Origin of the sequence: Microbispora sp. CL1-1 (assembly GCF_012034195.1) — a bacterium.
Classification (GTDB): domain Bacteria; phylum Actinomycetota; class Actinomycetes; order Streptosporangiales; family Streptosporangiaceae; genus Microbispora.
Map to the genome: position 1 here is coordinate 59,956 of NZ_JAATEK010000014.1, position 18,821 is coordinate 78,776.

14 protein-coding genes are annotated in these 18,821 nt (G+C 70.4%); 5 read left to right on the plus strand and 9 right to left on the minus strand.

Annotated elements, in window-relative coordinates; translation table 11 throughout:
• Window positions 1-24 precede the first annotated feature (24 nt).
• The 5 genes from HCK04_RS41235 to HCK04_RS18535 form a co-directional block, all read right to left on the minus strand.
• On the minus strand, window positions 25-3,732 hold the full coding sequence (locus HCK04_RS41235; RefSeq protein ID WP_240971564.1) for a DUF87 domain-containing protein: 3,708 nt from the start codon (window positions 3,730-3,732) through the stop codon (window positions 25-27).
• Entirely contained in the window at window positions 3,729-4,694 is a 966-nt protein-coding gene (locus tag HCK04_RS18525; RefSeq protein ID WP_142648598.1) for a hypothetical protein, read from the minus strand. Before HCK04_RS18525 ends, HCK04_RS41235 begins: the two co-directional genes overlap by 4 nt.
• On the minus strand, window positions 4,687-5,937 hold the full coding sequence (locus tag HCK04_RS18530) for a DUF559 domain-containing protein (RefSeq protein ID WP_142648599.1): 1,251 nt from the start codon (window positions 5,935-5,937) through the stop codon (window positions 4,687-4,689). Before HCK04_RS18530 ends, HCK04_RS18525 begins: the two co-directional genes overlap by 8 nt.
• Window positions 5,938-6,220: 283 nt before the next feature.
• Window positions 6,221-6,352 (minus strand): hypothetical protein, encoded by a 132-nt coding sequence (locus HCK04_RS43655; protein WP_260617323.1) that lies wholly within the window; start codon window positions 6,350-6,352, stop codon window positions 6,221-6,223.
• A 180-nt stretch (window positions 6,353-6,532) separates the two neighbouring features.
• On the minus strand, window positions 6,533-7,288 hold the full coding sequence (locus tag HCK04_RS18535) for a DUF998 domain-containing protein (RefSeq protein ID WP_142648600.1): 756 nt from the start codon (window positions 7,286-7,288) through the stop codon (window positions 6,533-6,535).
• Window positions 7,289-7,462: 174 nt separating this feature from the next.
• On the opposite strand from HCK04_RS18535, the gene HCK04_RS18540 reads away from it, so the two are divergent.
• Window positions 7,463-8,068, plus strand: coding sequence for a TetR/AcrR family transcriptional regulator (locus tag HCK04_RS18540; RefSeq protein ID WP_142648601.1), 606 nt, complete (start codon window positions 7,463-7,465; stop codon window positions 8,066-8,068).
• A 287-nt stretch (window positions 8,069-8,355) separates the two neighbouring features.
• On the opposite strand, the gene HCK04_RS18545 is transcribed toward HCK04_RS18540, so the two are convergent.
• A complete protein-coding gene (locus tag HCK04_RS18545; protein WP_142648602.1) occupies window positions 8,356-10,125 on the minus strand; it encodes a 5'-nucleotidase C-terminal domain-containing protein in 1,770 nt (589 codons plus the stop codon).
• Between the two features lie 121 nt (window positions 10,126-10,246).
• Between HCK04_RS18545 and HCK04_RS18550 the strand changes: the two genes are divergently transcribed.
• Both HCK04_RS18550 and HCK04_RS18555 read left to right on the plus strand, forming a co-directional pair.
• A complete protein-coding gene (locus HCK04_RS18550) occupies window positions 10,247-11,263 on the plus strand; it encodes a DNA polymerase ligase N-terminal domain-containing protein (RefSeq protein ID WP_142648603.1) in 1,017 nt (338 codons plus the stop codon).
• A 24-nt stretch (window positions 11,264-11,287) separates the two neighbouring features.
• Window positions 11,288-11,656, plus strand: coding sequence for a hypothetical protein (locus HCK04_RS18555; RefSeq protein ID WP_142648604.1), 369 nt, complete (start codon window positions 11,288-11,290; stop codon window positions 11,654-11,656).
• Window positions 11,657-11,668: 12 nt separating this feature from the next.
• On the opposite strand, the gene HCK04_RS18560 is transcribed toward HCK04_RS18555, so the two are convergent.
• Both HCK04_RS18560 and HCK04_RS18565 read right to left on the minus strand, forming a co-directional pair.
• Window positions 11,669-12,304, minus strand: coding sequence for a sigma-70 family RNA polymerase sigma factor (locus HCK04_RS18560; protein ID WP_142648605.1), 636 nt, complete (start codon window positions 12,302-12,304; stop codon window positions 11,669-11,671).
• Window positions 12,305-12,374: 70 nt separating this feature from the next.
• Window positions 12,375-13,652, minus strand: a complete 1,278-nt coding sequence (locus HCK04_RS18565; RefSeq protein ID WP_142648606.1) for a site-2 protease family protein — start codon at window positions 13,650-13,652, stop codon at window positions 12,375-12,377.
• Window positions 13,653-13,898: 246 nt separating this feature from the next.
• On the opposite strand from HCK04_RS18565, the gene HCK04_RS18570 reads away from it, so the two are divergent.
• The gene (locus HCK04_RS18570) at window positions 13,899-14,360 is read left to right on the plus strand and encodes an ester cyclase (protein WP_142648607.1); all 462 of its coding nucleotides are present in this window, start codon (window positions 13,899-13,901) and stop codon (window positions 14,358-14,360) included.
• Window positions 14,361-14,492: 132 nt separating this feature from the next.
• On the opposite strand, the gene HCK04_RS18575 is transcribed toward HCK04_RS18570, so the two are convergent.
• Entirely contained in the window at window positions 14,493-16,814 is a 2,322-nt protein-coding gene (locus HCK04_RS18575; RefSeq protein WP_142648608.1) for a cellulose binding domain-containing protein, read from the minus strand.
• 668 nt (window positions 16,815-17,482) lie between these two features.
• On the opposite strand from HCK04_RS18575, the gene HCK04_RS18580 reads away from it, so the two are divergent.
• Complete coding sequence (locus HCK04_RS18580) at window positions 17,483-18,778, plus strand: FAD-dependent oxidoreductase (protein ID WP_142648609.1); 1,296 nt, start codon at window positions 17,483-17,485, stop codon at window positions 18,776-18,778.
• Window positions 18,779-18,821 lie beyond the last annotated feature (43 nt).

The window sequence follows — 18,821 nt, forward strand, 5'->3', positions numbered from 1 at the left end:
GCAGGGAGCATGGGCGGCGGCGCCCTACCGGTTCGCCCGGGCCACGACCTCCTCGCTCGTCAGGGGGCTGCTCGGGTGGTGGGTCAGGCACAGCGGCGTACGGACCTTCGTGAACGACCCGCCCTCGAACGCCGCGTAGAACTGGCCCGACCGCAGCCGCGCCACGTCGGGGACGTCGCCGCCCTTGGCCCTGGCCAGCTCCCGCGCCGCCGTGATCTGGGCCGGCGCGTTGAGCAGGCCGAAGAACTGGGTGGCGGCGTTGCCCGTGATCCGGTTGTGCAGCCCCTTCGGCGCCTGGGTGGCGAACACCAGCCCCAGGCCGTACTTGCGGGCCTGCGCGGCGAGAGCGAGCGTGCTCTGGGTGCACACGGTCGTCGTACCGGACGGCGCGAACGTCTGGGCCTCGTCCATCACGAACAGCCCGCCGAGCGGCCGGTCTCCGGCGGGATGCCGCTTGATCCAGGAGAACAGCGCCATCTGCAGCTGGTTGACGAAGCCCTGCCGCTGCTGGTCGGAGGCCAGGCCGGTGAGGCTGATCACCGAGACACGGGCCCGCTTGCCCTCCGGCGGCGTCAGCAGGACGCCCGGATCGACGGGCGTCCCGGTCCCCGCGAACAGGGGATCGCTGATCGTCTCCGCCCTCAGGTGCTGGGCCATCTCGGTCGCGAGCCTGGGCGCGCCTTCGAGAGTGCTCACGCCGTCCGGCAGGTCGTCGAGGAGGGCGATCAGGCCGGCGAGGCTCGTGCCGCCGCGCCGTCCGTAGTGGGCGACGGCCTCGCGGAGCACCGCCTGGCCGAGATGCGCCTTGGCCGTCTTGGCCTCCAGCTTCGCCCGGGGCACGAGCGCGGCGAGGGCGGCGTCCACCGCCTCGCCGAACTCGTCAGGGTCGTCGGCGACGCTGCCGAAGTCGGGCAGCGGCTGGAAGCTCAGCGGCCGTCCCGCCTCCTTGCGCGGCGTCCAGATCACCACGTCGGTGTTGGCCAGGTAGTCGTCGGCCCTGGCCGCGTCGCCCTCGCCCCACTCCGCGGGTGGCTCCGGCCACCGGTCGCCCAGCCGCGCGAGGTCGTTGTTCGCGTCGAGGACGATCGCCGAGACCCCCTGAAGGGCGCACTCCTCCACGAGACGGCGGATCAGCACCGTCTTGCCGGAGCCCGATCCGGCGAAGATCGCCGTGTGCTTGCGCAGGGTCTCCAGGTGCACGCGCACCGGCCGGCCGTCCGCGGTCGCCGCCCCGATCGTCAGGTACGGCGACGCCGGGTCCTCATCCGCCGACAGCGGCCTTCGCGGCCGGGGAACCGCCGCCTCCACCACCGGTAGCTCCGAGGCCGGAATCTCCACAGTCGGCATCTCCGGGGCCGGTGCTTCGACCGGTGACGCCTCAGGGGCGGGCAGCGGCGGCCAGACCTGCAGATCGGGAACGGCCGGACCAAGGGTCAGGCCGCCGGAACTCGCGACGCCCGTATCGGAAGGTTCCGGCACATCCCCGGAAGCCGGAGGCGACTCGCCATCGGTGGCCGGCTGCGGTGCGGTCTCCGTAGCCGGGAGCTGCGCTATGCCCGTGGCGGGGGACGCCGCGGTGTCCTGTGCGGGCGGCGGCGCGCTGTCGGTGATGGGGGACGGTGCGATGTCCGTGGCCAGGGGCGTGGCGATGCCCGTGGCGGGGGACGCCGCGGTGTCCGGAGCGGGGGACGGCGCACTGCCGATGGCAGAGGACGGCGCGCTGCCGGTGGCGGGCGAAGGCGTGGTGCCGGAGGCCGGGGAGGGCGCTTCGGTCAACGGCAGCGTCGTGAGTCCCGGCACCGCCTCCCGGCGGAGCAGACGCCGTTCGGGGTTGGCGGTGCGCCGGGGGCGGTCCTGCGCCCGGTTCGACCGGGCGGACCTTCCGGTGACGGAGTCGGACACACGCGGAACGGCCGCGTCGCCCAGCGCCTCCGCGAACAGCTTCACCTCGCTCGTCGGCTTACGCGAGACGAGCCACGCCCGGAGGTCCGGCGAGTTCTCCGTCAGCAGGGTGCGAAGCGCCGAGAAGATCCGCAGGTCGTCCTCTTCGACCTGGAGCACCCGGCCGCCCGCCTGCTCGAAGGCGGCCAGGGCCGCCTGGGTGGCCGGTCCCTTGGCCCAGCTCTGGTTCCTGAGCACGAACAGCTTGCGCGCGGGGATCCGCTCGTCGAGCCCGGCCGCCGTGGACGCGGCCTTCAGCCGGTTGAGCGCGGCGGTGTGATGGGACGCCGAGATGGCGCGGAAGCACCAGTGGGCCTCGTTCTCCGTCGCCTCGTCCAGCGTCCGCCGCAGGCGCGCGTGCAGGGGCGGCTTCGTGCTCGGGGGCGGGTCCTGGGTGAACAGGCGCCCGTCCTCGCCCTGCTCGGCGATCCAGGCGGACAGTCCGGCCGACAGCAGCCCCGGCATCACGACGTCCTCGGTGATCGGGTCAAGCGCGTCCACCACGTCCGCACGCTGCCGCAACTCCGCGAACCGCCTGTCGAGCGCGCCGAAGTCGGGCTCCGGCTGCGGCGGCGGAGATACAGGAACGACCCTGACTGGCTGGGAGCCGGCCAGCCGTTCCAGCTCCACGACCTGTCCGCTCGCCAGGCACGACCGGACGTGCTTGTCGATCCGGATGAGCAACTGACGAGGCGTGTACTGATACGCCTCCTCGAACGCCTCCGGCTTCACCGGCCACGTCGGATAGGGCGGGGTGAAGCCGACCGCGCCGTACTGCGCGCTGAACCGCTTCTCGATCAGCTCGATGCCCGTTCGCGCATCGGGGATGTTGTCGAGCGGCACGGCTTCCTTGAACCGGTCCTGCACCGTATCGATGGCTTTCGTGCGGATGAGTTCCCACGTCGCGGGAAGGCAGGAGAGCACGGTCAGCGTCCGGCGGGTCACCTCGCGCAGAGTCATCAGACCGCCCGCGATCTGCTCGAGCACCAGCGCCTCCTGCCAGGAGTCCCTGGTGTCTCCCGCCATGGCGACGGACGACTGTGCGAGCAGGACGTCGATCTGGTCCACCGCGATGACGGAAGGACCGGTCAGCGCCATCAGGCGGGACAGGTCCCTGACCATCTCCTGAGGGGACTTCACGATCGTGGTGAAACCCCAGCCGGCCCGCTCGCCCGGTTCTCCTTCCGGCGCCGAGGTGAGGTAGGCGTCTCCGACGTCCTGCGCGGACGGGTCGTCGGCCGCGCGCAGGACGAGCGCCCTGGCGACGTCTTGGGCGACGCCGCCGACGTGCCGGTCGTACCGGCGCAGGGCGCGCACGAAGTCGTCCAGGTCCTGCCGGGAGAGCGGCGCCTCACCGGTCAGCGACCGGCGTGCTTCTTCCGGGATCTCGGCGAGCAGGCACAGCCGCCACAGAAGCTCGGTGAGCTGGGTCCCCGATCCCGGGATCGGCCGGGAAAGGCTGTCCAGCATGGACAGCAGCACGCTCTCCCACAAGCTCCTGGCGTCGAGCAGGCTCACCAGGAAGAAATAGCCGTCCTCCTCGTGCACCTTCTGCCGGACCCAGCCGAGCAGGTGCGTCTTGCCGGAGCCGCGCTGTCCCTCGATGACGATGCCGATGGGGCTCGCGTCGGCGCTCTCCTCGGCCTCGATGAACCCGTCGAGGACGGTCTGCGCGGTCTGCCGGTGCAGAGTGCCGACGTGGAACGGCGACGGCCGCCACACGTCGTCGGGGACATTGGCGTAGTTGAACCTCAACGCCGCCAGAGCGTCCAGTTCCTTGCCGGTCATCATGCTCCGATCAGAATGCGGTGCTTGGGCTGGTCACCGATGACGACGGCGGCGTCCCGATCAGCCTGAGACAGGCTCTTCTGGCTCTCCCAGGGCACGAGACGCACGTCGGGCAGGGCGATCATGCGACGGAGGGCGGTGTCGACCTGGTCCCTGGGGGCGTCGCCCAGCAGCGGACGCAACTGGGTCAGGCTCACCCAGGTGTTCGGCTTGTCGGCGAGCTGCGCGTACGCCTTGCGGATCAGAGTCTCGATGTCCTCGGACGAGAGTGCGGGCACGCTCGCGGGCGGGGTCTCCACGATCGGCGGTTGCGCGGTGGGCGTCTCCGAGATCGACGTCTCCGTGGTCGGCGTCTCAGCGACCGAGGGCTGTGCGACCGGCGGCTGCGGAACCGGCGGTTGCGCGGTCGGCGTCTCGGAGATCGACGTCTCCGTGGTCGGCGTCTCAGCGACTGAGGGCTGGGCGGCCGGCGTCTGTGCGACCGGCGTCTGTGCGACCGGCGGCTGCGGAATCGGTGACTGTGCGATCGGGGGCTGGGCGATCGGGGGCTGTGCGATCGGTTCTGGCGTCGTCTCTGCCTTCGGCGCCTCGTTCACCTCAGTGAGGAGGTCCTCCTGACGGCTGTAGATCTCGGCGAGGCTGTGCTCGCTCCGGACGATGTGCCGCTGGAGGTTGCCGACGAGGGCCTTGACCGCCGCCGCCGCGAAACCGGTGCCCGGCGCGCTGATGCCGTCCCGGGCGAGTTCGGACGCGTGGTGCCAGCCCTTGTCGGTAAGCACGTGGCTGAAGGAGCGCCCCGTCTTCCGGCTGGTGACGAATCCGCCCTCGTTGAGGGTTGTCCGCTCCTTGCCCGTGATGGTGACGCCGTACTTCTCCTTGAGCTCGGGATTGGGCATCTCCCGGTCTTCCGCCATCAGGATCAGCAGGGCGCAGGTCGCGGAGAAGGACAGGGGTTTGTCAGGCATGGGGTGACCCTTCGAACGTTCCATTGCGGCACTGGTGGAGGAAGCGTTCCAACTCGGCGAGCACGGTGCTGAGACGTTTCAGCACCTGCTCGTTGGTGAATCGGCGGACGGCGTAGCCGTCCCGGCGCAGGCGCTCGTCGCGCTGTATGTCGGCGGCGCGGCGGAGCGGGCCGAGGTGCTCGGGACCGTCGATTTCGACCACGCATCGTTCGGCACGCCAGAGCAGGTCGACGCGGATCGGGTTGTTGAGCGGTCCGGAGGCGTGGAGCTGGTTCCACTCGCGGCCCGCCGCCCAGTCGCACGGCGACAGCGCCGCCTCCAACCGTCGTTCGGCGGCACTGCCCGGGTGCGGCAGCCCGGCGAGAGGCGGATAGGTGAGCGCCGGCAGGTCGGACTCCTCGGCGTCGCCCGGCTCGATCCCGTGGATGAGCGCCGCCACATCGTCGGGGATCGGGGCGGCCACGGACTCGATGCGGTCGACGGCGCGCGGGGGTGGTCCGGTGAGCCAGACGCCGAACCCGCCGTGCTGGGCGAGCCATTCGCAGGCTGTGACCAGCACCTCCTCGGCGGCGGGCGGGAGACCGGAGGGAATCCGCACGAGGATCGCGGCCTCCGGCCGCCGGTAGCCCGCGCGGAGCACCCGGGCCAGCCCGGCGGCACGGATCTCGGGCGGGAACGTGCGGGCCCGGCCGGCCGTACGGCCTCCGGACGTCACGCCGCCCGTGAACCTGTCCGTGACTCCTACCGTGACCCGGCCCGTGCCCCCGGCTGTGAACCTGTCCGAGGCGGCCCGCTCGCGCAGGGCGCGTTCGGCCAGGTCGGCGAGGAAGGGCGCGAAGTGCCTGCTGGCCGAGCCCGTACGCAGTGCGAGGGCGCGGACGGCGGGCACGGCTGCGCCGCCGGACCCGGTGATGCCGGCGGCCTCTTGCAGCCAGGCGGGGAACATCGCCAGCGCGGCGTGCTCCAGCTCCCGCAGCACGTCGGCGACCAGGTCCGCGGGGGTCAGGGGCGCGGAGGCGAGGGACGCAGGGGTCAGGGACGTGGGGATCAAAGCCGGGTGGGGGACGTAGGTGACCAGCGCGGGCGCGTCGTCGGGCAGGGGGTCGAGCGCCAGCGCGACGACGTCCGAGTCGCCGTGCAGAGGCGGGTTCTGTCCCGCACGCAGATGCACGTCCGATCGTGCCTGCGGGTACGCGTCCTGGCCGGCGTGCGGGTGCATGTCGTGGTCTGTGTGCGGGTGCACGTCTTGTCCTGCGCGCGCTTGCTCGTCCGATCTCGCGGGCGCATGCACGTCTCGCCCCGCGTGCAGATGCACGACACGGCCCGTGGGTAGCTCCCTCCACGAGCGCGTCACGCCGTCCCCGCCCCTGTTGTTGAAGATCCGACAATCTTGACCCGGCAGAGGTTATCGGGCAGTGACAGGACCGTCCACACAATCGGGAATTTCCGGTTTTGCGCTACGCCGTCTCGGCTCTGACCAGGCGGAGGAACGCCTTGATGCCGGCCAGGACCTCCTGGTTGTCGGGTCAGACGGCTGAGGGAGTCCTCGAACGTCCCGTCCGTCGCGTCGAGCCGCCGACGGTCTCGCCGGAGAAGCAGGTGACGGCCGCGAGCAGGACGGCCGACAGCAGGTGGGAGGCGATGGCCGCCCGGCGCATGCGCACCGCGATGCGGTGGGCCTCCGCCTCGCTGGCGAGACCTCCACCCCACGCTCGCGGCTCACCTGTTCTCGTGGATAAGGGTGGGGCTGGAAGAGGGTGCCTCGGATCCCGAATGTGATCTTGTATCGGGAGATGAGGGCGTAATCGTGCTGGGTCGCGGGCAGTGAACAACCCGGCTCAGCCGGTCGCCGAGGGGCGGCTGTACCCACGCCAGAGGGCGACCCCCGCGCAGATGAGGCCGAGCAGGAACGGATGGACGGCGCCGCGTTCGATGAGGCCGACGAGGACGTTGGCCCCGGAGATGAGGTCGGCGAAGTAGGCCACCATCGAGACCAGGCCGATCGCGCCGACCGTGACCAGCGTCCGCCCGAGTTTCAGGGAGAGCCCGACGCGTCGGTGCATGCTCCCGAGCGCGATGGCCAGGACGTTTCCGCCGACGAAGCCTGCCAGGGCGCCCAAGGCGTGGAAGTCGCCGGTGCCGTCGTTCATCGCCTCGCCGGATCCGGGAAACAGTCCCAGCAGGACGCCGCCGGCGGCCAGCAGCGTCGCGGGCGCGAGCGCTGCCCAGCGGTACCGGCCGTGTAGACCGCGCAGCACGGCCACACCGGCCGGAATCGGGATCCCGAACAGGAAGAAGCCGGTGTTCATCACCCATGCCAGTGGTGAGTACATGTACTGCCCGAACAGCGTCGAGGGCCCATGGACTCCGAGATTGCTGATGAAGTGGTACGTGTAGCTGTAGGGCGGATCCGTCCATGCCGCGGCGGCGATGAACTCGGCGAGTAAGAAGATCATCGGCCCCGCGATGAGCAAGGCTCCCGCGGTTCGGTGCTGCCAAGGCCGCCATGCGTCGGAGACGAGCGCTTCGGGCTTCGCGTCGTTCGCGGGTTCGTTTCGTTCGAGGCTCGAGAACGAGTCGATGTTGCCGCCCATGGTCATGGTCCTTTCCGGTGTCGGCGCTGGGCGCCGGGGTCGGTGCAGGGGGTCGTGCCGAGGCGGCGCAGCATGGGGATCGCAGCCACCCGATAACTTCACTCGCACACTTACTATATCGAGACTACTTTTACCGTCAATGTAGTTGTAGCTCGGGACTAGTAGGATCTGGTCATGGTTGACGGAACGGCCGTGGGACGGCGGGAACGCAAGAAGGCGGCAACGCGGGCGGCGATCTTGGACGCGGCGATGGCACTCTTTCTCGAGCGCGGCTTCGACGGGGTCAGCGTTCGCGAGATCGCCGACAAGGCGGACGTCTCACCCAAGACGGTCTTCACGCATTTCCCGCAGAAGGAGGCGCTTGTCTTCGGCGACGAGGACGAACGGCATGAGCGCCTCGTGGCCGCGGTCAGTGGCCGGGCGCCGGGGACGACGATCTCCGACGCGCTGAAGGCGCACTACCTCTCCGAGATCGCCGCGATGAGGTCCGGGCCCCAACGCCAGATCCTCACCCTCATGGAAGAGACGCCGGCCCTGATCGATTACGCGGAGAAGATGTGGTTCCGCCATGAGGACGCCCTCGTCGCCGCGATCACCAAGGAGTTCGGGTACACGGAGCCGACCGACGAGATCCGCTTCTACGTCCGTTTCGCTCTGCAGATCCAGCTCAGCGCCACCCACGAGGCGAATCCGGAATCGACCATCGACGCGGGGTTCCGGCTTCTCGATGAAGGCTGGGCGCGCTACCAGGAAGCAAGAGACCAGAGCGCATCCGGGTGAAGACTCGCGAGCTGGTGGCTTCGCCGAGGCGGACGGAGGCCCCGGTCACGAGGGCTCGCCGGGCCCGCAACACTGATCCCGAGCGCTGCGGCGCCCTGAATCCGCAGGTGAGGCGCCGCGGCAGCGAAGCGATGTTGCGGAGACTTTCCGCAGGCGGGCTCGACGAACCGTCGATGCGCGCGTTCCACGATCACCTATGGGGAGTGAAAACGCCCTCCGAGCACGACCGCTCAACGAAGAAGGGGGCGGCCCGGGATGGGCCACCCCCGAATGTCACTCCGTGAAGGTCACTCGGAGAAGACGGGAACCCCGTCGCGGACGAGCTTCCAGTTCGGCTCGGCGAACGAGGCCGGGTCGATGGTGCCGGTCGCGGCGGCGTACTCGATCAGCGCCTGGCGGATCTCCACCTGGGCGTTGTAGACCACCGGGGCGGTCGAGACGTGCGGGAAGCCGCCGCCGCCCGACTGGCGGTAGTTGTTGATGGCCACCACGAACTGCTGGTCGGCGGTGACGGGCTGGCCCTGGTACGCCAGGTTGACGATGCGCTGGCCGACCGGCTTGGAGATGTCGATGTCGTACGTCACGCCGGAGAGCTGGTCGTAGTTGTAGTCGGGCGTGCCGCCGGCGTTGGTGAGCGTGCCGAGGTCGATCGGCGCGCCCGGGGCGACCTGGGCGAAGTACTTCGCCGAATACTCCAGGAAGTCCTTGATCTGGGCACCGGTCAGCTTGATGCCGAGCAGCGTGTTGTCGTAGACGTACAGCCCGGCCATGTCGCGGACGCTGACCGGCCCGGCCGGGAACACGGCGGTGCGGCTGAACGGCGCGGCGATCGACAGCACGGGCAGCGAGGCGTCGGCGGTGCCGGCGATGGCCTTGCTGACGAGGTCGGTCTGGACCTTCTGGATGTAGTCGAGGATCGGCGTGTCCTTGTACGGCGACTCGGCGGCCGACAGCTCCTGGGACGACTGGGCGATGACCTTGTTGACGTAGCCGACGGTCTTGTCGTGCGCCTCCTTCATGAGGGCGACGATCTTCGGGTCCTCGGCCACGGTGTTGGTGTTGAGCGTGGTGGACGACTTGCCGGTCACCGTCCACTTCCCGCGCTGCTTGTCGAGCGTGAAGTCGACGACGCTGAGGCGCTGGCCCCACTTGCTGGGTTCGGTCAGCAGCACCTGCTGCCCGGTGACCTTGTTGGTGACGAAGCGCTGGGGCACCTCGTTGTGCGCGTGGCCGAACAGGACGGCGTCGATGCCCGGCACCTGCTCGGCGACCAGGGCGGCGGCGTTCTCGACGGGCAGCTCCGAGCCGTAGGAAGACATGCCGTCGTCGCCCGAGTGGGCGGTGACCAGCACGACGTCGGCGCCGTGGTCGCGGATGACGGGCACCCACTTCTTGGCGGTCGCGACGAGGTCGAGGAACTTCAGCTTGCCGTCGACGTTCGCCTTGTCCCAGATCGCGACGCCGGGGTTGGTGAGGCCGAGCACGCCCACCTTGATCGGCTTTTCGCCCTTCACCTTCATGGTCTTGATGATGTACGGCTCGTAGGCCGGCTGGCCGGTCGTGGCCGAGACGGCGTTCGCGCCGAGGACGGGCGCCTTCATCTGCTCGACCCAGGCGCCGAGCAGCGGCAGGCCGTAGTTGAACTCGTGGTTGCCCAGGGTCACGGCGTCGTACCCGATGGCGTTCATGGCCTTGGCCATGGGGTGGGTCGCGTGGGTCGAGGTGATCGGCTCGACCTTCGCGTAGTAGTAGTCCAGCGGCGTGCCCTGGAGGATGTCGCCGGAGTCGAACAGCAGGGTGTGGTCGGCGCCGCGGTCGGCCCTGATCTTCGACACCATCGTCGAGATCTTCGCGAGGCCGACGTCGTTGTGCGCGCTGTCGTCGTACTCCGCGTTCTTGTAGTAGTCCCAGTTGAGCGCGTTTCCGTGGATGTCGGAGCTGGCCATGACGGTGATCTTGACCGTGTGGCTCGGGGCCGCTGTGGCGGGGGTGCCGGGCAGGAGGAGACCGAGGGCCACGATCGTGGCGCCGGCGGTCAACCTGATCGCTGAACTCATGCTGGGCGACGATAGCCACCCCCAATCACCAAGTGGTCACGAAGTCCTTAACCGGACATGTCGCTACAAGGTGACACGCTTGTCACCCACAGTGGGTCATGCCGTGGGTAGGACCACGGAGATGGCGGACAAACTCGAGACCTACCGGGCCAAACGCGACGCGACGCGCACCCGCGAGCCGATCCCCGCCGAAGGGCCGCTGCCGCGGGGCGAGGACGACACGTTCGTCATCCAGGAGCACCACGCCCGCTCCCTCCACTGGGACCTGCGCCTGGAGCGGGGCGGGGTGCTGGTCTCCTGGGCCATCCCCAAGGGCCTGCCGCCCGACCCCGCGACCAACCACCTCGCCGTCCACACCGAGGACCACCCGATGGAATATGCCCGGTTCGAGGGCGAGATCCCCCAGGGCGAGTACGGCGGCGGCACGATGACGATCTGGGACCGCGGCCATTACGCGACCGAGAAGTGGAGCGACCGCGAGGTCAAGATCGTGCTGAGCGGCTCCCGGGTCACGGGCCGCTACGTGCTGTTCCGGACCCGGGGACGCAACTGGATGATCCACCGGATGGACCCGCCCGACGGGCAGTGGGAGCCCCCGCCTGCCTCGCTCGCGCCGATGACGCCCGTGACCCGCGCCCGGGTGCCCCGCGACCCCGAGGCGTACGCCTGGGAGTTCTGGTGGGGCGGCACGCGGGCGCCGGCGTACGTGGAGGGCGGCAGGCTCACGCTGCGCGACGCGGGCGGCGCGGACGTCACCGGGGAGCACCGCTGGCTGCGCCCGCTCGCCGAGTCGTTGGGCAGCAGGGCCGTCGTGCTGGACGGCGAGGTCGTCACGATCGCCGGCACCCCCGTCTACGTCGCCTACGACCTGCTCTACGACGACGGCCGGTCGTTGCTCGGCGAGCCGTTCGAGCGCCGCCGTGCGAGCCTGGAGGGCCTCGCGGTCGGCGGGCCGCGCTGGCAGACGGCGCCGTCCTGGCCGGGGGAGGCGGGCGCGGTGCGGCGGGCGGCGGCCGAGCAGGGCCTGCCCGGCGTCGTGGGCAAGCGCCTCGACTCCGCGTACGCGCCGGGGGAGGAGTCCCCCGCGTGGGTGCGGCTGCCGGGGAAGGCCCCGGGTAAGGCCGGTGGCGCGGGGTAGGGCGACCAAAGGGGAGGTGGCGAGATGTCCGAGCAGCACCACCCGGTCACCGGCGAGCACAAGTACGAGCAGGAGATCTCCTCTGCCGAGGAGCACGAGGAGCGCCCCGGACGCAGCCTGATCACGACCGACCACGAGGTCATCAGGCGGTGGGCCGGGGAACGGGGCGCCAAGCCCGCCACCGTTCCCGGCAGCGAGCACGAGGGCCGCCCAGGCGTCCTCCGGTTCGACTTTCCGGGATACGGCGGTGAAGACCTGAAGGAGATCTCCTGGGACGAGTGGTTCAGGACGTTCGAGGAGCGCGACCTCAACTTCATCTACCAGGAGCACCGCAAGGACGGCAGCCCGAGCAACTTCTTCCGGCTGGAGAGCCCCGAGCACGCGGACGCCTGAGCTCCTTTCGTTTCAGGGCGTTTCGGCGTCCTGGGCTTTCTGGCCGTCCGGTGCGGCGGCGCTCGCCGACCGGAGCAGACCGAGCTCGGCGGCGTAGTCCTCCAGCTTGGTCCGCAGCTGCCGGCGTCCCCGGTGCAGCCGTGACATGACCGTGCCGATGGGGACGTCGGTGATCTGCGCGATCTCCTTGTAGGCGAAGCCCTCCACGTCGGCGAGGTAGACCGCCATCCGGAAGTCCTCGGGCAGCTCCTGCAGCGCGCGCTTCACCCGCGAGTCGGGCAGCCCCTCCAGAGCCTCCACCTCGGCGGACTTGAGCCCCGACGAGGTGTGCGAGGCCGCCTCGGCGAGCTGCCAGTCCTCGATGTCCTCGGCCGCGGACCGCTGCGGCTGCCGCTGCTGCCTGCGGTAGGTGTTGATGTAGGTGTTGGTCAGGATGCGGTAGAGCCAGGCCCGCAGGTTCGTGCCCTCGCGGAACTGATGGAAGTTGCTGAAGGCCCGCATGTAGACGTCCTGCACCAGGTCTTCGGCGTCGGCGGGGTTGCGCGCGAGCCGTAGGGCGCCGGCGTAGATCTGGTCGATGTACGGCAGCGCGTCCCGCTCGAACCGCAGCCGCCGTCGTTCGGCCGCCGTGTCGTCGACGATCGTCATGTCCCACCTCCCTGAGAGCCTGCCCTTATCCGTTACGACTGCTCTCGGCTGACGCGGGAGCCGGCGGCGTTCAGGCGGCGTCGCGGCGACCGGACGGCGGGACGGTTCCGCCAGGAGCCGGGCCTCCAGAAGCAGGGCCTCCGGAATCAGGTCCGCCGGGCGTACGGCCCGCGGGCGGCGGCGGGGCGAGGTCGGCGCCGCGCGGCGTCCGGTACGGCTCGCGCGCCCGCAGATCCACCGTCTGGATGATCCGGCTGATGTCGGTGGGTGTGACCAGGCCGATGAGGCGTCCGGCGTCGTCGAGCACCACGGCCCGGCCGTCCGCGTCGCCGCTCATTCGCTGGAGCAGCTCCGTGAGCTGGTCGCCGGGGTGCGCGGTGGGTACGTCCGACGGCGGGCACGCGATGTCGCGCAGCCGGGTGATCGCGCGGTCGTCGGGTGGCACCCGCCGGACGCGGCCCAGGGTCACCAGTCCCGCGAACCGGCCGTCGTCGCCCAGCAGTGGATAGGTGGACAGGTGACGGCGCAGCACGAGCCGGTCGATCAGGCCGGCCACGGTCTCGTCGGGGTGCGCGACGACCGGGTCGCGCGACATCACCTCGCCCACCGTGATGCCGTGCAGCGCGGCGTCGATCTGCGTCTGCTGCTCCTCGGCGGTGGCCGCGTTCACCAGGAACAGGCCGATCAGGGCCAGCCAGAATCCCTGGAGGCCGAGGCCGGAGACGAGGTTGAGGAAGCCGAGCGCGATCAGGACGTAGCCGAAGACCCGGCCCGCCCGGGCGGCGGCCACGGCGGCCCGCATGCGGTCGTGCCAGCGGGCCCACAGGAAGGCGCGCAGCACCCGGCCGCCGTCCAGCGGTGCGGCGGGCACCAGGTTGAACACGGCGAGCAGCACGTTCACCACGGCCAGATAGGCGAACATCCCGCTGATCAGCGGTGGCGCCGCGATGGCCGAGACTCCCCAGGCCACCAGGGCGAACAGGCCGCCGAGCACGACGCTGGTCAGCGGCCCAACCCCGGCGATCTTGAGGTCGGCGCCGGGGGAGCGGGGCTCACCGCGCAGTTCGGCCACCCCGCCGAGCAGCCAGAGCGTGATGCCGTTGACCCCCAGCCCGTGCCGCTTGGCGACGATCGCGTGGGCCACCTCGTGCGCCAGCAGCGAGGCCAGGAAAAGCAGTGCCGACACCACCGCGGCCAGCACGTACGCCGCCGTGGACAGGCCGGGGAAGGCGATGGGGAAACGCCCGAAGGCCAGGCCGACCACCAGGATCACGACGATCACGACGACGCTGATGTTGAGCCCGACCGGGACCCCGCCCACACGGCCGAGACTGATCGATGATCGCATCCCTGCCACCCCCTCGGACCTCTGCTGTGACTGGCCTACCCACAAAGGCACAGGTCACGCGGCGGCCGGGGACCTGGAGACTCTCGACACGCCGCCGCTGGAACCGGTGTAAGAAAACCGCGCAAATGTGTAAAAACTGGGACCCATGTGTGGTGTTCCGGCGGCGTAAGCGTGACAGACTCCTGACTGGCTGCTGGGTAACGTTGTCAGGCAGCGTTGCAAACCGATCGTCAAAGGATTGTCGCCATGTCCGATGCGTGGGAAGTGAAACGCCGGCTGGCCCGAGCGCTGAACGAACACGATCTGGAGGCCTTACTCGACACCTTCAGCCCGGACGCCGTGCTCGTCTCGCCCTTCGGGATCGCGGAGGGACATGAGCAGATCGGGTGGATGTACGAGCAGGTCTTCAAGAGCTTTCCCGATTTCCAGCTGTTGGTGTGGTACGAGGCCACCGGCTGTGACGCGCCCATGATGGTGGAGTGGACGGCCACGGGCACGCACCTCGGGCCGATCCTGCTGCCGAGCGGGCGCGAGCTGGACGGGACCGGTCGCCCGGTCACCTTCCGGGGCACCTGTGCGTCCTTCATCGAGGACGGCAAGATCAAGACCCATCGGGAGTATTTCGACCAGTTGGAGATCTACACCCAGCTCGGTCTGTGCCTCGCGGAGGTCCCGGAAGACTCGGAAAGCTCGGACGCCGCGGGCTGAGCGTTCCGGGTGCGCGGGCGCGGGCGTGGGTTGCGTGCTTTCCGGGTGCGCGGGCGCGGGACGTCGGCCGGTCGGGCAGCGCGGCGGCGGCCGCGGACCTCGCCAGGTTCGCCCGCGGCCGCCGTCGGCGGATCACCTCAGATAGATGTTCGGTCTGGCGGGGGTGGACATGCCGTCGCCGAGGAAGAAGCCCGTGTGCGGCGGCTGGTTGTAGGCGGTGTTCTGCCACGCGATCGCGACCCGGTAGGTCGGGTCGTGCATCAGCGTGTAGATCTGGCGGTTCGTCGTCGCGGTCGTGCTGTAGATCCGCAGAGCGTTGTCGTTGCTCGTCGGCCAGACGACCTCCTCGCGCCAGTCGCCGAACAGGTCGGCCGACAGCGACGGGGTGGACTTGGTGCCGTTGTTGGAGTGCACGCCGGAGGCGGTCAGCAGGCGGGTGTCGCCGCCGGTGCCGTACTTGTCGATGTGGGTGCCGTCGAGCAGCTCACGCACCGGGTCGGCGTCCCACCAGGCGAGGAAGTTCGCCGAGCCCGGCTTGCGGCCGACGTTCTGCCCCCTGGTGTTGAACATGCCGCTGACGCCGGACGACCACGACTCGGCGCCCGGGCTGCCGGACCAGATGTCGTCGGAGACGCCGCGCCCGTTGTCACAGCCGCAGGACTGGCTCCACAGGACCGAGCCGGTGCGGGCGTCGGCCATGAACGCGCCGGGCTTGCTGGTGTCCTCGTCCACCTTGAACACCTCAAGGCCGGCGCGCGACGGGTCGAGGTCGCCGACGTGCATGGCGTCGCCGTGGCCGTTGCGGGTGTTCCACAGCGGCTGGCCGTTGTCGTTGATCGCCATCGCGCCGAAGACGATCTCGTCCTTGCCGTCGGCGTCCACGTCGGCGACGGCGAGGTTGTGGTTGCCCTGGCCGGTGTACTGGCTGCCTGCGGAGTTGGAGTCGAACGTCCACCGCTTGGTGAGCGAGCCGTTGCGGAAGTCCCACGCCGCGATCACCGTACGCGTGTAATAGCCGCGCGACATGATCAGCGACGGGCGGGTGCCGTCGAGATAGGCGGTGGCGGCGAGGAAACGGTCGACCCGGTTGCCGTAGTTGTCGCCCCAGGAGGAGACCGTGCCGCGCGGCGGGTCATAGTCCACCGTGGACATCGCCGCGCCGGTCTGGCCGTTGAACATGGTCAGATACTCGGGCCCGGACAGCACATAGCCGGAGGAGTTGCGGTAGTCGGCGTTCGCGTTGCCGATGACCCTGCCGGTGCCGTCCCTGGTGCCGTCGGCGGTTTTCATCGCCACCTCGGCCCGGCCGTCGCCGTCGTAGTCGTACACCTGGAACTGCGTGTAGTGGGCGCCGGCGCGGATGTTGCGACCGAGGTCGATGCGCCACAGCCGGGTGCCGTTCAGCTTGTACGCGTCGACGAACACGTTGCCGGTGTAGCCGGACTGGGAGTTGTCCTTGGCGTTGGACGGGTCCCACTTCAGCACGAACTCGTACTGTCCGTCGCCGTCGAGGTCGCCCACGCTCGCGTCGTTGGCGCTGTAGGTGTAGGACACCCCGTCGGGTGTGGTGCCGCCGGACGGCCGCTGGATCGGCACATCCAGGTAGTCGCCGCCGGTGAAGCGCAGCGACGACTCCGACGCCGCCTGCTCCGTGCCGTTCACCACGGCCCGCACGGTGTACGTGGCGTCGGCGGCGGCCCCGGAGTCGAAGTAGTTCGTGGAGTTGGTGATCGGCGAGGAGTTCAGCTTCGTCGAGCCTCGATAGACGTTGAACCCGGTGCCGATGCTCTCGGTGCCGAGCAGGCGCCAGGAGACCAGGTTGCCGCTGCCCGACCGCACGCTGATCAGGCCGCGGTCGAGGTCCTCCATCTGCCGCGCGCCCGCCGGGATGCTCGTGGGACTGGGGGACGGGCTGGGGGACGGGCTCGGTGAAGGGCTTGGTGAGGGGCTCGGCGACTGCGTCGGGCTCGCACTGGGGGAAGCACTGGGAGAAGCGCTGGGCGAGGCGCTGGGACTCGGAGAGGGGCTGCTCGTGACCCCGTCGGTGCAGGTCGTGCCGTTGAGCGCGAAGCTCGTGGGCGCGGGGTTGGACGAGTTGTTCCACGAGCCGTTGAAGCCGAACGACGTCGTGCCGCCGGTGGGGATCGAGGCGTTGTAGCCGGCGTCTTTGGCGCTGAACTGCGCGCCGCTCTGGGTGACCGTGGCGTTCCACGCCTGCGTGACGGTCTGGCCCGCCGCGTACGACCAGGTGAGCGTCCAGCCGTTGACGGCGTCGCCGAGGTTGGTGATCGTGACGGCGGCTCCGAATCCGTCCTGCCACTGGCTGGTCACCTGGTAGTCCACCCGGCAGCCCGCCGCCGCGGAGGCGGGCAGGGACGGCAGGACCGCGGTCCCCGCGAGCGCGGCGGCCGAGGCCACGGCGGCGACCAGAGCAGATCTTCGTCGTGTGGTCATCTGGAACTCCATGAGGGGGTGCCGATGGGGGGCGCAGTGCTCCAGCGGCGCTCAGCGGTGCTCGGCCGGTGCTCGGCCGGTGCTCGGCCGGTGCTCGGCCGGTGCTGGGCCGGTGTCCGGCGGTGTCCGGCGGTGCTGAGCCGGTGTTCAGCGGTGTCCGGCGGTGTTCAGCCGTGAGGGCGCTGGAAGCAGGGGAGTGATCGGGGTTCTCCGATGCGGGACCTCCGGGATCGGACCTGGCCCGGCGGCTGGGTGCGGCGGCTGGCGTGCGACGGGTTGGCGTGCGACGGGTTGGGGTGCGACGGGTTGGGGTGCGATGGGTGGGGTGCGACGGGATGCGCCGGGGTGCGTCATCACAACGCGAAACCGGTGGTGTGGTCAATCAGCCCGGTTCATCGATGTGAACGCAATCATCCGAGGCATCCGGCCCTGGCGATCTGCGGCTGGTCGGAGCCACCGCGGGCGTGTCACCTGCGCATCGACGCCGACCACCGATCATTGAAACTTTCAGTCACGCCGGCTTACGGACTCCTGTGAACGATCACAGATCTGATCTCTCACTCCCGGTTCCGAGCCCGTACGGAGCCGCTGCATCCGCCCCGCCGTTTCCGTTCGAAGTCACTGAAGGGAGCCGTCGCGCGTGCGGCCGCCGGGGAGGAGATCCGCCCATGCCACAGCCCGCCACCGTGATCGTCGTCGGCGCGGGGCTCGCGGGCCTCGCCTGCGCCTGGCACCTGCGTCAGGAGGGGGTGCCGGTCCGCGTGCTGGAGGCGTCCGACGGCGTGGGCGGCCGGATCCGCACCGACCGGCTGGACGGCTTCCGACTCGACCGTGGGTACCAGGTCTTCAACACCAGCTATCCCGAGGCCCGCCGGGTCCTCGACATCGGCGCGCTGGACCTGCGGCGGTTCACCAACGGAGCGATGATCTTCAAGGACGGCCGGCGCGAACGGGTCGTGCTGCCCTGGCGGCATCCCCGGCACGCGCTCAGCGGCCTGCTCGCCCACGTGGGCACGCCGTTCGACAAGGCGGTGCTCGCCGCGATGACCGCCCGCGATCTGCTGCTCCCCGACGCCCTCGTACGGCGGCGCGGCGGCGCCGGGCGCACCACCCTGGCCGAGCTGCGGCGCTGGGGCGCGTCTCCCGAGATCGTCGAGAACCTCTTCCGGCCCCTCCTCGCCGGAATCGTGCTGGAACGGGAGCTGGAGACCTCCGGCCGGATCTTCCATCTGCTGTGGCGGTCGTTCGCCCGCGGCAGGATCGGCGTGCCTGCCCTCGGCATGGAACGGATCCCCGCGCAGCTCGCCGCCCGCCTGCCGGACGACGCGATCTCGCTGGAGACGCCGGTGAGCGCCCTGACGGCCGACGGCGTGGCCCTCGCGGGCGGGGGCGAGATCGCCGGCGCGGCCGTGGTGGTGGCGGTGGACCCGCCGGCCGCGGCGCGGCTGGTGCCCGGCCTGCCGGTGCCCGCGATGCGGGCGGTCACGACCTTCTACCACGCCGCCCCCGCCTCGCCGCTCGGCGAGCCCACGCTGGTCGTGGACGTCGAGGGGATCGTCACCGACACGATCGTGATCACCGACGCCGCGCCCGGATATTCCGCGGACGGCCGCGCCCTGATCGCCACCTCGCTCCTCGGCGTCCACGGCGACCGGGACGAGCCCCGGGTGCGCGCCCGGCTCACCGAGATCTACGGTGACACCTCGTCGTGGGAGCACATCGCGACCTACGCGATCGAGGCGGCCCTGCCCGCCATGCCGCCCCCGATGCCGCTGCGCCGCCCTGTGCGTACGGAGGTGGTGGGGCGGGGCGTCCGGCGCTACGTCTGCGGCGACCACCGGGACACCGGTTCCCAGCAGGGCGCGCTGGTCTCCGGACGACGGGCCGCCCAGGCTGTGCTTGAGGACCTGAGCCGGGCGGCGCGGGTGCGGGACCGTCGGGCCACCCCGGCGCGTCAATCCTGAGCCCGTCGGTCCTGAGCCCGTCGGTCCTGAGCCCGTCGGTCCT

Coding starts and splice junctions, on each gene's coding strand:
- HCK04_RS18525 (WP_142648598.1), bottom strand. CDS start 4,694: ATGCCTGACAAACCCCTGTCCTTCTCCGCGACCTGCGCCCTGCTGATC.
- HCK04_RS18565 (WP_142648606.1), bottom strand. CDS start 13,652: ATGCGATCATCGATCAGTCTCGGCCGTGTGGGCGGGGTCCCGGTCGGG.
- HCK04_RS18575 (WP_142648608.1), bottom strand. CDS start 16,814: ATGACCACACGACGAAGATCTGCTCTGGTCGCCGCCGTGGCCTCGGCC.
- HCK04_RS18545 (WP_142648602.1), bottom strand. CDS start 10,125: ATGAGTTCAGCGATCAGGTTGACCGCCGGCGCCACGATCGTGGCCCTC.
- HCK04_RS43655 (WP_260617323.1), bottom strand. CDS start 6,352: ATGCGCCGGGCGGCCATCGCCTCCCACCTGCTGTCGGCCGTCCTGCTC.
- HCK04_RS18555 (WP_142648604.1), top strand. CDS start 11,288: ATGTCCGAGCAGCACCACCCGGTCACCGGCGAGCACAAGTACGAGCAG.
- HCK04_RS18560 (WP_142648605.1), bottom strand. CDS start 12,304: ATGACGATCGTCGACGACACGGCGGCCGAACGACGGCGGCTGCGGTTC.
- HCK04_RS41235 (WP_240971564.1), bottom strand. CDS start 3,732: ATGATGACCGGCAAGGAACTGGACGCTCTGGCGGCGTTGAGGTTCAAC.
- HCK04_RS18550 (WP_142648603.1), top strand. CDS start 10,247: ATGGCGGACAAACTCGAGACCTACCGGGCCAAACGCGACGCGACGCGC.
- HCK04_RS18535 (WP_142648600.1), bottom strand. CDS start 7,288: ATGGGCGGCAACATCGACTCGTTCTCGAGCCTCGAACGAAACGAACCC.
- HCK04_RS18540 (WP_142648601.1), top strand. CDS start 7,463: ATGGTTGACGGAACGGCCGTGGGACGGCGGGAACGCAAGAAGGCGGCA.
- HCK04_RS18580 (WP_142648609.1), top strand. CDS start 17,483: ATGCCACAGCCCGCCACCGTGATCGTCGTCGGCGCGGGGCTCGCGGGC.
- HCK04_RS18570 (WP_142648607.1), top strand. CDS start 13,899: ATGTCCGATGCGTGGGAAGTGAAACGCCGGCTGGCCCGAGCGCTGAAC.